At 49.8% G+C, this 14347-nt stretch carries 14 protein-coding genes and 1 other RNA gene; 6 read left to right on the top strand and 9 right to left on the bottom strand.

Annotated elements, in window-relative coordinates; translation table 11 throughout:
- Positions 1-30: 30 nt before the first annotated feature.
- The 5 genes from KNP80_RS00075 to KNP80_RS00055 form a co-directional block, all read right to left on the bottom strand.
- Positions 31-678 (bottom strand): ABC transporter ATP-binding protein, encoded by a 648-nt coding sequence (locus KNP80_RS00075; RefSeq protein WP_214720177.1) that lies wholly within the window; start codon positions 676-678, stop codon positions 31-33.
- Complete coding sequence (locus KNP80_RS00070; RefSeq protein WP_214831763.1) at positions 675-1682, bottom strand: ABC transporter permease; 1008 nt, start codon at positions 1680-1682, stop codon at positions 675-677. The genes KNP80_RS00075 and KNP80_RS00070 overlap by 4 nt, the downstream gene beginning before the upstream one ends.
- 67 nt (positions 1683-1749) lie before the next feature.
- Positions 1750-3096 (bottom strand): sensor histidine kinase, encoded by a 1347-nt coding sequence (locus KNP80_RS00065; protein ID WP_214720175.1) that lies wholly within the window; start codon positions 3094-3096, stop codon positions 1750-1752.
- The gene (locus tag KNP80_RS00060) at positions 3093-3758 is read right to left on the bottom strand and encodes a response regulator transcription factor (RefSeq protein ID WP_214720174.1); all 666 of its coding nucleotides are present in this window, start codon (positions 3756-3758) and stop codon (positions 3093-3095) included. The genes KNP80_RS00065 and KNP80_RS00060 overlap by 4 nt, the downstream gene beginning before the upstream one ends.
- A 62-nt stretch (positions 3759-3820) precedes the next feature.
- Complete coding sequence (locus KNP80_RS00055) at positions 3821-4711, bottom strand: hypothetical protein (RefSeq protein WP_214720173.1); 891 nt, start codon at positions 4709-4711, stop codon at positions 3821-3823.
- Positions 4712-4880: 169 nt separating this feature from the next.
- On the opposite strand from KNP80_RS00055, the gene KNP80_RS00050 reads away from it, so the two are divergent.
- Positions 4881-5288 carry a hypothetical protein gene (locus tag KNP80_RS00050; protein ID WP_214720172.1) on the top strand — a complete coding sequence of 136 codons (408 nt, stop codon included), beginning with the start codon at positions 4881-4883 and terminating at the stop codon, positions 5286-5288.
- A 107-nt stretch (positions 5289-5395) separates the two neighbouring features.
- A complete protein-coding gene (locus tag KNP80_RS00045) occupies positions 5396-6850 on the top strand; it encodes a S8 family peptidase (protein WP_214720171.1) in 1455 nt (484 codons plus the stop codon).
- A gap of 38 nt (positions 6851-6888) precedes the next feature.
- Here the strand turns inward: KNP80_RS00045 and KNP80_RS00040 are convergent, their stop codons facing one another.
- Positions 6889-7293 carry a hypothetical protein gene (locus tag KNP80_RS00040; protein WP_214720170.1) on the bottom strand — a complete coding sequence of 135 codons (405 nt, stop codon included), beginning with the start codon at positions 7291-7293 and terminating at the stop codon, positions 6889-6891.
- 121 nt (positions 7294-7414) lie between these two features.
- On the opposite strand from KNP80_RS00040, the gene rnpB reads away from it, so the two are divergent.
- Positions 7415-7782, top strand: an RNA gene (rnpB, locus tag KNP80_RS00035) — RNase P RNA component class B.
- A 106-nt stretch (positions 7783-7888) separates the two neighbouring features.
- A complete protein-coding gene (locus KNP80_RS00030) occupies positions 7889-9055 on the top strand; it encodes a THUMP domain-containing class I SAM-dependent RNA methyltransferase (protein ID WP_214720169.1) in 1167 nt (388 codons plus the stop codon).
- 66 nt (positions 9056-9121) lie between these two features.
- Here KNP80_RS00030 and KNP80_RS00025 read toward each other — a convergent pair whose 3' ends face one another.
- A complete protein-coding gene (locus tag KNP80_RS00025) occupies positions 9122-10057 on the bottom strand; it encodes a tyrosine-type recombinase/integrase (protein WP_214720168.1) in 936 nt (311 codons plus the stop codon).
- Positions 10058-10476: 419 nt separating this feature from the next.
- On the opposite strand from KNP80_RS00025, the gene KNP80_RS15755 reads away from it, so the two are divergent.
- Together KNP80_RS15755 and KNP80_RS00015 are read left to right on the top strand one after the other, a co-directional pair.
- Complete coding sequence (locus tag KNP80_RS15755; RefSeq protein WP_251128792.1) at positions 10477-10824, top strand: helix-turn-helix domain-containing protein; 348 nt, start codon at positions 10477-10479, stop codon at positions 10822-10824.
- A gap of 22 nt (positions 10825-10846) precedes the next feature.
- Positions 10847-11374: an ImmA/IrrE family metallo-endopeptidase gene (locus KNP80_RS00015; RefSeq protein ID WP_214720167.1), complete on the top strand. Its 528-nt coding sequence runs from the start codon at positions 10847-10849 to the stop codon at positions 11372-11374.
- 401 nt (positions 11375-11775) lie between these two features.
- Here the strand turns inward: KNP80_RS00015 and KNP80_RS00010 are convergent, their stop codons facing one another.
- Both KNP80_RS00010 and KNP80_RS00005 read right to left on the bottom strand, forming a co-directional pair.
- Positions 11776-12753 carry a hypothetical protein gene (locus tag KNP80_RS00010; RefSeq protein WP_214720166.1) on the bottom strand — a complete coding sequence of 326 codons (978 nt, stop codon included), beginning with the start codon at positions 12751-12753 and terminating at the stop codon, positions 11776-11778.
- A 45-nt stretch (positions 12754-12798) separates the two neighbouring features.
- Positions 12799-14157, bottom strand: a complete 1359-nt coding sequence (locus KNP80_RS00005) for an SNIPE associated domain-containing protein (protein WP_214720165.1) — start codon at positions 14155-14157, stop codon at positions 12799-12801.
- Between the last annotated feature and the right edge of the window lie 190 nt (positions 14158-14347).

Raw genomic sequence — 14347 nt, 5'->3', positions numbered from 1 at the left:
GGCCGCGACCGACGCGGTCTTCCCTTTTTGTTAGTGTCGGGGCGAGGGTTGAAGCTGTCCGTCCTGAAGCAACAGGACCCGGTCGCAGACGTCTAGCATGCGTTCATCGTGAGTGATGACGAGGACTCGACGTCCGTGATTACGTGCTTCAGCGACGAGCAACTCCATGACCCGGCGCCCGTTCTCGAAATCGAGGCTCGCTGTCGGTTCATCGGCCAACAAGAGCCGAGGCCGATTGATGAGGGCACGGGCGACGGCGACACGCTGCCGTTCGCCGCCCGACAAGTGTTTCGGCAGTTGATTGAGGCGATGACTCAGACCGAGGACGTCGAGCAGGTGGAGCGGGTCTTGTTTGGATTCGCTGTCGGCCTGGACGAGCTCGAGTTGTTCTCGAACCGTCAAATATGGAACGAGGTGGGCCTGCTGAAACACGAAGCCGATTTCATTCAAGCGAAGCAAGCGTCGTTCTTCTTCACTCGCAGCGAGCAACTCCCGTCCCTCAAGCTCGATGTGCCCAACATCAGGTTGTTTCAATAAACCAAGAATTTGGAGCAACGTGCTCTTCCCGCTCCCGCTCGGTCCGATGATGCCGATACATTCCCCGGGCTCGACCTGTAAATTGATGCCACGCAAAATGGGCTGTCCGTCATACGTATGGCAAATATTCGTCAATTTCATTGTCCAATTCCTCCTAGCGCGTCGGCGGCGTCAAGCCGGCGTAATTTCCAAAGTGGCAACAGCGTCCCGATGAGTGAGAGGACGGCCATGATCGCACCATATGCGAGCACGTTGCCCAAGTCGAACCGGAACGGGATGGCGTCGGGGACGAACGTGCCGGTGAGCCCTGTCAGCACCGTGGCTAGCAGGCTCGCCGTGAGCACTGTGACCATGACCTGGATGACGAGTGCCGTGCCGATCACACGGGGACGAATCCCGATTGCTTTCAAAATCCCGAGCTCCGGGAGCTTTTGGAGCGTCAACATATAAAAGAACGCGGTCAAGATGAACGCTCCGATGAACAGCAAGAAGCCGCGCATCATCATGAATGTGCCTTGCTCTGCCGTATACCCAGGGACGGCCTCAACGACTTCCTGTTTCGTCATCGGCGCGAGTGAGGTGTCAGCCTTCCCGAGCCAGGCCGAGACGTAGGCGGGCTGACCGCTAGACGTCTGGAACGCTTTCCACGTGTCCTGTGTTGCCCAGATGACCGGGGCGTGGCTATAGCGACCGTCCGTCGTCCCGACGACGGTGAATGCATACCCGGACGTAAAGTCGCGAACCGTATCTCCGATCTCGACGTCACCGAGAAAACTTGGGTCGACGAGCACGTCCCCGACGGCGAGGTCAAGCTCGGGGCCGATTGTCGAATCTTTCGGTAGTGTGAATAATGTGGCATCCTGTTTTTTCGTCCCATGGACGAGCGTCATCGATTTGACGCCGAGCGGGGTGAGCGCATCGGGCGTCGGCAGTTCGATGAACGAGCGGGTCAATTGCCCGTCGGCATCATCGGCCAGTTGAAACGACTCGACATCGAGTTCACGCAAGGTGGCCCCGTTATCATAAGCCAGGCCGTCCGCGAGTCCGGTGATCAATGTCGACAACAAGACGATGAGTAGCGTGATCACGAAGATGAGAGAAAATTTTCGTTTTTGCCGCCACATTTCTTTCAATCCTAAATTCATAAAAAAAGCCTCCTTCATAGCGATGAAGGAAGCATAACCGACCAAGATGAACGGAATATGAACATGACTACAACGTGACGTAAAAGACGGTACCCGACCCGAGCTGAGATTCGACCGTCAACGTGCCGCCGTGCAGGTGGACGATATCTCGGGCGATGGCGAGGCCGAGCCCGGTGCCTCGTCCGGATCGTGAGGTGTCTCCTTTATAGAAACGTTCGAACAGCCGTGCCTGCGTCGCTTCATCCATGCCGACACCAACGTCTTGAATCGAGACGGTCGGGCGTTCGCCTTGATACGCCTTGATGGTAATGAGGCCACCGTCTGCAGAAGCGTGAATCGCGTTCGTCAGCAAGTTGGACCACACTTGTGCCAGTAACAGCGGGTCGCCGGTCACGATGAGCGTCGAATCGAGTTCTGTGGCGACAGCAATCCCTTTCTCGTCGAGTTGGAACGTGTGCCGGCGGATGACATCCTCGATGGACGCACGCACATCGACCGGTTTCGTTAACGACACGTTGGCCTCGTCGAGCCGGGCGAGGAGCAGTAACTGTCTCGTCAGCTCGGACAGGCGCGAAGCCTCGTCACGAATGATGGCGGCATGCGCCTTCGCGTCACCGTCGGTTGTCCCGACGAGTTCCGAGGCGTAGCCTTTGATGGAAGTGAGAGGGGTCTGGAACTCATGGGAGACGCTCGAGACAAATCGTCTGCGCTCGCCTTCCGATTTTTCAAGCGAGTCGACCATATCGTTGAAGCGACGGGAGAGCGTGCCAATCTCATCGTTGCGCTCGAGCGGGAGGTCACTCGGCCGTCCCCCGGACGCGACCGAATCGGTCGCCGCGGTCAACGTCCGCAACGGGCGGACGAGTTGACTCGTCGACAAGGCAATCAAGATGAAGGCGAGCCCGGTCAACAAGGCGAAGAATAACCCGACGAATAAATGCAGCTCGCGAATTTGGGCACTCAGGTCGGGACGGATGAAGACGGCATCCTCACCATCGATGCTAAATCCGTACGTATTGACGACCTCGTTGTCGAAGAGTCCGAGCAAAAACAAGTGGAACGGATAAGTGCGCATCCCGTCGTAGGTTTCGCCGGTCCGGATGGAGGCGATGACGTCGGTGTCGAGCCGCTCATCCCGGAACGCTCCGCCATAGCGTTCAATCGTATCGTCCGGTCGTACGACGAACAACTGATAGCCGGTCTGAGCGAGCAGTGTATAAAACATAGACGTCTCACCATCGGTATGGGTCTCGAAGTACGATTTCGCGGCTTCAGCCGTCTGTTCGGTCTTGTCGCTATAGGACGGTTGCCACCACACGTAGTAGGCGACGTTGCTGACGAGCAGGGCGATGGCGCCCGACAACAATAAAATCATAAACACGGTCAAGACAATCCGTGTGTATAGCGTCTTCATGGCGTCACCTTGAGCGTATACCCGACGCCTCGCACCGTCCGAATCATGTTGCCTTCGTCACGGAGGCGACCCCGCAATCGCTTGATGTGGACGTCGATCGTCCGGTCATCGCCTTCAAACTCGAGGCCCCATACTTGCTCAATCAATTCATCTCGGGTGAACACGCGACTTGGAAATGCTGCCAACTGATAGAGCAGCTCGAACTCTTTTTTCGGCAAGTGGATCGTCTCCTCATGAAGTTCGAGCCGATAATCACGCAAGTCGAGTTTGAGCGGTCCGGCAGTGACAACCGTGGCCGCATTCTTGGCGTAACGTTTCGCAACGGCTTGGAGCCGGAAGAGCAGTTCTTCCGGAATGAACGGTTTCGTCATGTAATCGTCAGCCCCGTGCTCAAAACCGCTCCGTTTCTCCTCCCATTCCCCGAGGGCGGTCAATAGGATGACTGGGATATCTGTCAATCGTTTCAGCCGTGAACAGAGCGTTCGCCCGTCTTGGCCCGGCAACAGGATGTCAATCACGGCAGCATCTGCAGGTCGCTCTAAAAACAATCGCTCGGCGACGTTTCCGTCCATGGCCGTGGTGACGGTGTGACCGGCCCGCTGCAGCGTCGTTTCAATCAGATGCAAGATGGCCAGGTCGTCTTCTACAATCAGTACGTGCATGACTCTCTTCCTTTCTCGTGAAGACATCGAAAACAGGTGACCTTTGTCAGGTCACCTGGCCGTTATGTCGTTTTGGTCAGTTCTTTGTGTAGTGCCCGGAGCGCCCGCAGGAAGGCATCTTTGAAATATTTGTCTTCTTGTGCCTCGAGCGTCTCGAGCGCGGTCGTATCGCCGGCGCTCGCTTTGACGAGCAGGTTGACGACCGTTCCCCAGCGCTTGACGTGCTCGGGCTTCGGATGGTCCATCGCGACGGTCAGCGTGAACCAATACGGTTGGTCCCGACGCTGCAACGTGGCAATCATCTGTTTGGCCGTCTGTGCCTCCGCCTCGGACGGCAGCGTGGCCGTGGCGAACCAGCCGAGCAGTCCGGCACTCATCGCTTCGAGTCGAGCCTTGGCTTCTGGCTCGATCGGTTCGCGTCCGAATTCGGAGATGTTGACGAAGACGAGACGGTCCTTGCGATCGAGGTGGGTGATCCATCCTTTGACCGTCTTGAGCTTATCCTTGTCTTTCGACTGGGCTTTGACCGTGTAGCCGTTCAGTTTGCCGATATAAATCCGGAACTGGCCGCGGTCGAGTTGCTTATCGACTTTGAACTCGATGTCCTGACCGACCGTGAACGGTTGGTTCTGTTTGTTGAGCGTCTCGCCTTTTTTCAGTTCTGGCCGACGGACGATGTAGCGGAGCGCTTCTTGCTCGGTCTTGTCGTCGAGCGTCCATAGATTGTTCGGTGTGACATTCTTGAAACGATGCCGGCGGACGAAGATGTATTGATCGAGCGCCTCTACGGCGTCGGTGACGGAATTTTTTCCGCTCAAATAATCGTCGGCGATATCTCGGAGTGTGATTGATTCGAGACGGTCGATATGCCCAACGTACGGGACGTGTCCGACGACGAACAAGGCGGTGGCAATCAATTCACTCTCGCGAGGGGTCAGAGGACGTTTGGCCATGTTGCACTTCCTTTCTTGCATTCATATGAATTAGTATACCAAAAACAAAATTCGACATGTTGTACGAATCGACCAGATGGAAAATTTTACAGGCATACAGGATTTCGTGGATTGATTGCGAATACTTGAATATGATAGAGCTATGCGGATGTTGAGATGAGGTGATGAGATGAAGCTATCGATAGAACCGGGGGATTATGTCGTGTTGATTGAAATCAACAAGGAAGTATTAAAATGTACGTCCCTTGATCAGGCCGACTATGTCGACCGAGACCGCTATGAACTGGTCGGCCGGATGAGTGAACGGCTCCCGGCCGAGGTGATCGTCCCTTCCATCATCGACTATATTCGGTTCGGTAGTGGATATATCGGCGATAATATCGTCTGGGACAAAGAGACGGAATCGTTTTTCTGTCAACAGTTCGAGACGATTGACGGCTCTCCGCTCGGTGAGGACCTCGACGGGTTCACACCCGATCCATATCGGATAGAACTGGCGCGTTATTATACGTATTTGACCATCGGAAAGATTGTCGACTATGAGATGGACGAGCCCGACGAACCGAACTATTGGTGAGCGTCGGAAAAATGTCACAATCTATTTTTCGAAAAAAAAAGGGAAATTGATTCCGTAATTTGAGATAATGGTGGTATCTTAGGAAGTTTGGAATGGAGCGGTAGGCGATGAAGAAAATGATGCTTATGGCGGCGCTTGCGCTGCTCGTGCCGACGTCGGTGGACGCGGCGAAACCGGTCGTGTTGGAGAAACATGGTTACGTCGTGGCCGAGCCGAGGGTTGGGAACCAATATTATATCAAGCAAACGGGCACCGATTTGGCGTGGAACACGACGCGTGGTGCTTCAGACATCGTAATCGCTCTGATTGACTCGTCGGCAGACCGTAGTCATAAAGAACTCTATAATGTCCCTCGCGTCGTCAATTCGATGAAAGGGCCATACAGCGTCGATTATCATGGGACGCATACGGCCGGCATCATGGCGGGTCGTCATAACAAGTTTGGGATGGCCGGACTTGCTCCGAACGTACGCTATCATTTTTATAACGTCTTCTATGGGAAGAACTCGGAGTACACAGATTCTTGGACCGTCGCCAAAGCGGTTGATACGGCCGTGGCGAAGGGGGCGAACATCATCAACCTGTCGCTCGGCGGACAAGATTACGATCAAGTCCTTGCCGATTCGATTCGCCGGGCCCGAGCTAAAGGAGTCATCATCGTCGCGTCGGCCGGAAACGATGGGAAGAAGACCGTCTCGTTCCCGGCCAATATGAAGGAAGTCATCGCGGTCGGGGCGATTGATGCGAACCGTCGCGTCGCTAACTTCAGCAATATGAGCAGCCAAGTCAAAATCGTTGCACCAGGCGTGAATGTCCTCTCACTCGGAGTGAAAAATAGTTTTGTTTATATGGACGGCACGTCAATGGCCGCGCCGATGGTATCGTCGGGTCTCGCGCTCGTCAAGTCGGTCAATCCGTTCTTGACACCGGCCGAAGTGGAAGGCTTGATTCAAAAGATGCCAAAGGCTAGTGGTAAGACATATACGGAGTTGAACACGAAGCGGCTCCTCGATCACACACCGAGACCGATTACCATTACGGCACCTTTAGTAATTAAAAGTAACTACGTTAAGGAAGCAAGAATGACGACTATGAAGAAACAGAACTTAAAATCAACGTATGCACTTTATCAGGGAACTCGAAAAGTTAAGACTCTTTCAATTTCAGATTCACCGTTTACAATGTATGCATCTGGTGACTGGTTACCTTCTGGAAAGTATACCTTGCAAGGCGCAGTAACCGATGGAAAGTATAAACGCTCTTTTACTCGCTCATTTTCTTATATTAGTCCGGTTAAGACAATGGTTTCGATTAAAGCTACAGAAGTCGGTATGTTCGAATTGGCGACGACGCGAAAAGGGGTCGTCACCGTAATCGATGCGAACAAAAAAGTCGTCTATGAGGCGCTTCATGTACCAGGCAAGTTCCCGGTCCGGAGCAACACAAGCGTCGCTTACACGGTTGTCTTGAAACCGACCGACGTCTCTGAGAAAGTGGTGACGGTCAAGTATGCGCCACAACCGGTCCAAGCCGAGACGGACACCTCGGCGGAATCGACATGAAAAAACACCCGGAGCCAGCGCTGGCTCCGGGTGTTGATTTATACTTTCGTGATGGCTTCACCGCTCCAACGAATGTTCGCTTCTAAGACGTTGCCGTTGTCGTCGATATGTTCAAAACTCAGTTTCCCGTCGACGATAATCTCACAGAGACCGACACGGACATCCTCGCTCCATGCGCGACGTGTCTGAGTCGACGCGTCGAACGTCGGAATCGATTCAGGAAAACGTTCCTGTAAGTGGGCCAAGTTATGATGGTCGAAGTGATACGGGCGTTTAGACAGTTCATTCGGTGCTTTAATGTCAAACGGCTCGAATCCTCGGACGAGTCGATTATTCCGGTAGAAGGCGAACACGCCGTTGTTCGGGTGGAGCGCTTTAATGTCATCGATTTCAATCACATAGGTCAGTCGTTGAATCCAACCGTTTTTTGCATCTTGACGCATCAAAATCCCTCCTTGTTCAATGGAACACGCCTTATTTTAGCGCTGACGCCGGTGAAAATCAAGTTCAGGTTCTCGGTTGTCATTTCACGGGTTATCCGCTACAATGGGTAAAGTGACTATGAGGTCTGGGCAATCGCGGGACGCAAGTCTTGAGGAAAGTCCATGCTCGCACAGCCTGTGATGGCTGTAGTGATCGTGCTACACGAAAAGATAAGTGTAGGCAACGCAAGTTGACGGCAGAAGAAGCACCTAAGTCCTCGGATATGGTGCAAGCTTCTTGAAAGTGCCACAGTGACGGAGTCTGATCGGAAACGTTCAGAGTGGAACGAGGTAAACCCCACGAGCGAGAAACCCAAACTATGGTAGGGGAACTTCCTGACTGGAACCGAACGGGACGGAAGGCGCCAATCGGCGCAGATAGATGATTGTCACTCCATCGTGCCAGGGAGACCGTTATGAGCACCGGAGTACAGAACATGGCTTACAGGGCAGCATAGTCTCTCATTTAACATTGACCAGGAGTTCAAGCAATCCTACTTGAGCTCCTTTTTACATGACCATTTTAGGAGTAACACTTATAGAAAGTAGGGATAGTATGGCAAAACGAAAACTGATTGCCACCGCAGCGATGGGCATCGAAGCACTCGTCGCCAAAGAAGTGCGCGACCTCGGCTACACGTGTGAGATAGAGAACGGACGCGTCTATATCGATGCAGAAATGGAAGACATTCCGCGATTGAACCTATGGCTCCGGACGGCAGACCGCGTCAAGCTCGTCGTCGCCGAGTTCAAAGCGACGACGTTCACGGAACTGTTCGACGGTGTCGTCGAATTGCCTTGGAAGGATCTCATGCCGTGGGACGCTCGATTCATCGTCGACGGCCGCTCGGTCAAGTCGAAGTTGTTCTCGATCCGCGACTGTCAGAAAATCACGGAGAAGGCGATTGTCGACGCGATGCAACGCGGATACGATAAGCCGGGCGAGTGGCTGCCGAAGACGGGCGCCTACTATCCGATTGAAGTCGCCTTGTTGAAAGATGTGGCGACGATCACGATCGACACGTCAGGTGACGCGCTTCACCGTCGTGGTTACCGTGAGCTCCACTCACAGGCACCGCTCAAAGAGACGATGGCTGCGGCAATGATTCAGCTGACGAACTGGAAGCCGGACATGCCGTTCTACGACGTCTTCACCGGTTCGGGGACGCTCGCCATCGAGGCGGCGCTCATCGGCCGCAACATCGCGCCGGGTCTCAACCGTGAGTTCTGTTCACAAGACTGGCCGTGCGTGCCGAAGAAGGCCTGGTATGATGCCATCAATGAAGCAAACGATACAGCCGAGTGGGACAAACCGCTTAAAATCTACGGCATCGACCTCGACCCACGCATGGTCAAGCTCGCCAAGGATAACGCCGAGCTCGCCGACGTCCGTGACGCGATCACGTTCGTCCACAGTGACGCGGCTGCCTTGAAGCCGAAAGAAGAGTACGGCGTCATCATCGGGAACCCGCCATATGGGGAACGGTTGCAGACCGAAGAAGAAATTATCGACCTGTACGAGCGGATCGGGCAACAGTTCGCCAAGTATCCGGGTTACAGCGTCTATATGTTGACGAGCTATGAGGACTTCGAGAAAGCGTACGGCCGTCCAGCGACGAAACGCCGTAAGCTGTACAACGGAAATATTGAGACGCAATACTACCAGTATTATGGTTTACGTCCAAAAAGACGCTCAACAGAGACGTTTGTAGAGGGTAAGTAATCACCCATTGCACACTAATTGCACACTTTTTATTTTTTTCTGCCGCAGACACACGAAAACCGCTCCCTAGAGCGGTTTTTTTACGTCCTCGATCATGGTGGAGAAGAGCTCGGCCGTATCTCCCTGAGTAGTGTGCAATACGTGAGCGTAGATATCCATCGTCGTCTTGGCATCGGCATGCCCCAGACGTTCTTGGATGACCTTCGCATGGACACCGGCCTTGATGAGCAGCGTCGCATGGGTATGTCGTAACTCACGCATCGTGATCTCAGGAATCTCGGCCGTTTTGACGGTCAGGGTATGGCGTCGTCGCAATCCGGAATACCAGACATAGGCGCCCTTGATGCCGAGGCAGACAAGGTCCTCGTCGTTGCGCCATCCGAACTTGACCATGTCATACTTCTGACGAAGCCGCGACTTCTCGAGGAAGCGGATCAACTGGTCGGGGATGGTGACGACCCGCACCTTTTTCCCTTTGGTCTGCTCGAACGAATAGCCGCCCTTCGTCTCGATGGCGGTACGGGCAATCGTGATCTGTTTCCGGTCGAAGTCGATGTCGGACCAACGGAGGGACGTCGCCTCGCGGGCACGCATGCCGGTATAGGCGATCAGGTGGACCGCTGTACGATAACCATTCGCCATCGTCTCATCCGCCGTCTCGAGGTAACATCTCAGCTCATCAGGCGTGAGCGTCTTGTATTCTTTTAAGCCCTCCGACAGTTTCTCGACGGCAGCCATCGGGTTGTCACCTTTATAATAGCCCAGACGGCGCGCCCAGGAGAAGAAGCCGACATAGACGCTCCGGCGAATGTTGACGGTGTTCGGCTGTAAGCCAGAGTCGAGGTATTCACGGAGTAAACGTAGGCAGTGCTGCGGTTTCACGTTGTCCATGTTCAGGCGCTTGAACCAACCCGGCACGTTCTCGACTAAACTCGTGTATGAGTGGTACGTCGTCTTGGCCATCGTCGTCTTGATGTAAAACTCGAGCCAGCCATCGAGCACCTCGCCGACCCGTCCTTTCGGACGTACCTTGACGAACTCGCCTTCCTTCTGCGCTCGGATTTGGTCGGCGACCTAATATTCGACCGTCTTCTTTCGCTCGTCGGAGAAGTAGCGCTGCACGCGCTTGCCTTCCTCGTTGAACCCCGGAGAGTCGAACCTCCCATTTGCCGGTCTTCTCGTTCTTCTTGCTGTTTGCCATGATGTTCACTCCTTTGGAATAAGTTTATAAGACGATACGATTTTAAACAAATCGAAAATAAAAAAAGTTAGTTCAACAAATTTGTTGAACTATAAATTATAAGTGTTGACTAGTTCGGTTAGTTAGGTTTATATTATACATAGAAAGTGCAAAATGACTTTCTAAGTCGATAATAACCGACTGCCTCAAAAATTTATCATCAACATTAGGAGGAACTATTATGCTTACTCCATTCGGGAAGTTTTGTCGCAAGCTTCGAATTGATCGCAATGAAATCTTGAAAGACATGGCTTCCAAACTCGGTGTGACCGTATCGTATCTATCGGCGGTCGAACATGGTAAACGTCCTATCCCTAACGAATGGGAAACATCAATCCCGCTTCTGTATCAATTTGACGATATCCAACGATGGGAGCTCAAAGAATCCGTCATCGAGACAGAAAATCTCATCGCCTTTAATTTGAACGAGACAGGCGAGAACAACCAAGTATTGCTCAAAGCATTAGCTAGAAAATCCGAAGACATTTCTGAGGAACAACTGAAAAAAGTCTTTGACATCCTTAAATAATTCCAATAACCCGGAGGTTACGATGACACAATCACAATATAAAACGAAGCCACTATCACGAAAAGACATCAGAGATATAGCGTTTGTATTAAGAGGAATCTTTGGGCAAGGAATGAATATGAATCTAGACATCATTGATGTACTTGAGGCTGGGATGTTCAATTTCTTTGGGGAAGCGTACGAATTGCAAATTGTAGATAGAGATGAAATGCACGAGTACGCTCTGTATCTACCGGATATAAAAACAATTGTGATTCGCGAAGATGTTTATGAACAAGCTCTCAAAGGAAATCCGAGGCACCGTTTCACCATCGCTCATGAAATTGGTCACGCTGTGCTGCATAATGACATTAGGAAGCTTGCACGTATTCAAGGCAAGCTTCCTAATATCAAGGCTTACGAAAATCCGGAATGGCAGGCCAACGAATTCGCTGGTGAATTGTTAGCTCCGGCACATCTAATTGCAGATTTGGACGTTGATCAGATTGTTGAGCAATGCGGAGTTTCTTGGTCTGTAGCGTCGCATCGTTTTAATAACATCCGAAAGTGAGGAGAAAAAAATGGGCAAAAAAAATAGCCCTTGTAGAGGGCCGACGAACTAAGATACATCATTTTGTTTGCTGCATCATGTTCTTGTACATACTTTGCCGAGTGGTGTACTTAAATATGATAACAAAATATTCGGCCCTTCTACAAGTAAAAACTTGTAAAGAAGGGACATGATATATATGTCGAAAATGGTATACAGTGAGAAGTTTGGTTGCTACGGAGTTTTTCGTGCATGGAGAATTGACCCTCGCACCCAACAAAAGATTTATGCGAAGACATATGGCAAGAGAGCCTGGTTCATCCCTGTGGACGAACTTGAATCAGAAACTGAAAAGTAATTAAAAGAAACCTTTTACGTATCTTTGCAGCAAGATTACGTAGAAGGTTTCTTCTTTTTTTCGTTTAATCTTGAAGTAAGTCAGGCTTCACATCTTCGATTATTTCCTCACTGAGGTAGTTAAATGAGATTTTAAATGCTACACTCGCACTTACAACTGACTCTATTTTTGTCTCTGTTACACTCATTTTATATTTAATTAGTAAGGATGAATTAGTTTTCAATTGTTTTTCTGTCTTGTATTTTACATTGAGTGTTAAATTATTGATTAAATTAATATAGTCTGCCTCTTCAAAACTTCTTAAAACAGGTGACATTGTCTCTGATAATGATCCCTCTACTTTTTTTGCAACGTACTGATGAAAATAATTTTTTCGTCTGAGAGCATGATCAACTATAATCACCTGAGCAAACGAAGGGAAATTCACTTTAAAAGTTTCATTGTTCCTCAAATATGTATTATAGTTTTTAGAATCATCTATAGATAATCTTCTAATCGAATCCTCGTCAATAAAAGTTATATTCAAGGTGTCTACAAGTCCGATTACTTTAGTTTTATAATCTTTTTCGAAGCGAAGTAAATAGCCACTTGAGTTAAAAAGTTGATTATATAATACGCCAGATTTTATTGGATTATGTTCAAACAAGAAATCTTTATCTTCTAAGTTGAACCAAGAGTTTATATTGTACGCATTTCCTTGTCCGATGTTTACTAAAGAAAAATGTATAGTACCAGTGTAAGGATTTAGATCTTCTTTGGAGTAAGAAGTAATGGATTGAAGATTAAGTTTTGCGTGTGTTTGTATAGGGAGAACGGTCGGAAGCTGATTATACTCCAATTCTTCTCTCATTAATTTTGTTTGTTCATCAGCTAGCAAAGCAGCTGCACTAGATATTTCTGCAGACTTTTGGGCACTTTTTGATGCTTTGGCACTTATGAAAACAGCAATTAAAGTTAATATAGCAGCTATTGCACTGATCAAATCAGACCAACCAAAGTCTCCGTTCCACTTAAAAAATTGAACATCCATTAAAATTTGCACTGTAAATTCTCCCCTTGTTTCAAAACGTAAAATTTATTAATAAGCTTAATACACTGCAACCTTCTTTTCAGAGATGATTTGAAGCGTTCGATTATACTCTTCAGCCTGCGCGAGCATAGTGATTTCAAGCGTCTGATCGAATTCCTGCTTGATGACGTCGGCGACCTCGTCGATGTTGACCTTGAAGAACTCCTTACGGAAGTTGACCTGGTTCACGCGACGGTCAGTGAAACGTTTGTGCAGCTTGTTCTCGAGGTTCGGTGCATCCTCTGAGAAAATCATGGCATGGATGTCGAACGTGAACGGAACCGATGCGCTCCCGAGCTCACGGATCCGATCGAGCGGCTCGAGACGACGGGTCATGCTGATTTTGTAGACATGTTCCCCGAATGACCCGATGTTCGAAATGACATAGACGTAACCGGCGCGCGTGTTGCGCTCACGATTCTCGATGTCGCCTTTGATCTCTTCGACTTCTTGAAGTTTCGCCTCAAGTTCCGCGATCTTCGCCTCGAGTGCCGTACGCTCAGACTCGCTCGCGTTCTCGATCTTGGTGCGTGCAGCGAGTAGGGCGGCCTTGAAATGAGTCTCTTCTTTTTCGACCTTTTTCCGAGCCTCCTCAATCTCTTTCAAGACACGAGCTTCTTCACGCATCTGCTCTTTGATGGCTTGTTGCTCCTCTTTCTCTTCCTGCTTCTTCACGCGATATTTATACATTATAGTAAGTTCATCGACTTTTAGTTTTTTGTACTCTGTTGTCATGAAGACTGTTTGCATATCTGTCAAGGAGTTCAGCTGATGAAAACTTTTTTGAACTTTTTCGACAGATCGTTCAAAATTTGTGTGTTTGACTCCAGAAATAATCACATCACACTCGTTATTAAAAGCTCGTAGTAACAATTTAATTGTGTCGTTAACAAATTCCTTACCTTTCTTTTTGTCGCCATCAACTGTGTAAGCAGGTGGATGTGTAGTTGCATTTTTATTTTTAATAAGAGCTTTTTGTTTAGCGCGCACAGAGCCGAGTTTAGCTTTCAACTTCTCCGATGAATCTTCATCGCTTAAATAACGCGGTGGTGAATAAAGTCCATGCTCAAGTGAATTCAATATTCCTTCGTATTCGCCAATATCAGATTTCAATAGAACACATTTACTCTGCAACGAAGAAATTTCATTACGAAGTTTACCATGTTCTAATTTCAAAGCTTCTGTAATAGACTCCAGTTCTTCTTTATGAGACTGAAGATTTTTTTGATTCTCCCACTTGATGAATTCTGATTCCTTTTTCAGGTCTAAATACTGAACCTCTTCCTTCGTCAGCTCAATCCGTTCGATCTCTTTAGTCAAACGCTCGACTTCCTCCCGGTTCTGCCGGGCGTTCATGATATCTTGCCACCAACCCATGTAATTCATCTCCCTCCAAAGTTTTACTGAACATGAAAAAGTGGCAGGACGATTGTTTCGCCTTGGGCTAACCTAAATTTTTGAGACAATATAAAAACACCTTCGCAGTGGTACACTTAAAAAAAGTGCTAGCATCGGAGGTGTTTTTGCGTGGGCAAAAACGTATATTCAAGTGAAGTGAAATGGGCAG

The sequence above is a fragment of the Exiguobacterium sp. E4787 genome, from assembly GCF_018618375.1.
GTDB lineage: Bacteria > Bacillota > Bacilli > Exiguobacteriales > Exiguobacteriaceae > Exiguobacterium > Exiguobacterium chiriqhucha.
The sequence above is the reverse complement of the archived record's forward strand: the minus strand, read 5'-3'. Positions and strand labels throughout refer to the sequence as shown.

Coding starts and splice junctions, on each gene's coding strand:
- KNP80_RS00065 (WP_214720175.1), bottom strand. CDS start 3,096: ATGAAGACGCTATACACACGGATTGTCTTGACCGTGTTTATGATTTTA.
- KNP80_RS00060 (WP_214720174.1), bottom strand. CDS start 3,758: ATGCACGTACTGATTGTAGAAGACGACCTGGCCATCTTGCATCTGATT.
- KNP80_RS00005 (WP_214720165.1), bottom strand. CDS start 14,157: ATGGGTTGGTGGCAAGATATCATGAACGCCCGGCAGAACCGGGAGGAA.
- KNP80_RS00015 (WP_214720167.1), top strand. CDS start 10,847: ATGACACAATCACAATATAAAACGAAGCCACTATCACGAAAAGACATC.
- KNP80_RS15755 (WP_251128792.1), top strand. CDS start 10,477: ATGCTTACTCCATTCGGGAAGTTTTGTCGCAAGCTTCGAATTGATCGC.
- KNP80_RS00055 (WP_214720173.1), bottom strand. CDS start 4,711: ATGGCCAAACGTCCTCTGACCCCTCGCGAGAGTGAATTGATTGCCACC.
- KNP80_RS00045 (WP_214720171.1), top strand. CDS start 5,396: ATGAAGAAAATGATGCTTATGGCGGCGCTTGCGCTGCTCGTGCCGACG.
- KNP80_RS00030 (WP_214720169.1), top strand. CDS start 7,889: ATGGCAAAACGAAAACTGATTGCCACCGCAGCGATGGGCATCGAAGCA.
- KNP80_RS00075 (WP_214720177.1), bottom strand. CDS start 678: ATGAAATTGACGAATATTTGCCATACGTATGACGGACAGCCCATTTTG.
- KNP80_RS00050 (WP_214720172.1), top strand. CDS start 4,881: ATGAAGCTATCGATAGAACCGGGGGATTATGTCGTGTTGATTGAAATC.
- KNP80_RS00040 (WP_214720170.1), bottom strand. CDS start 7,293: ATGCGTCAAGATGCAAAAAACGGTTGGATTCAACGACTGACCTATGTG.
- KNP80_RS00070 (WP_214831763.1), bottom strand. CDS start 1,682: ATGAATTTAGGATTGAAAGAAATGTGGCGGCAAAAACGAAAATTTTCT.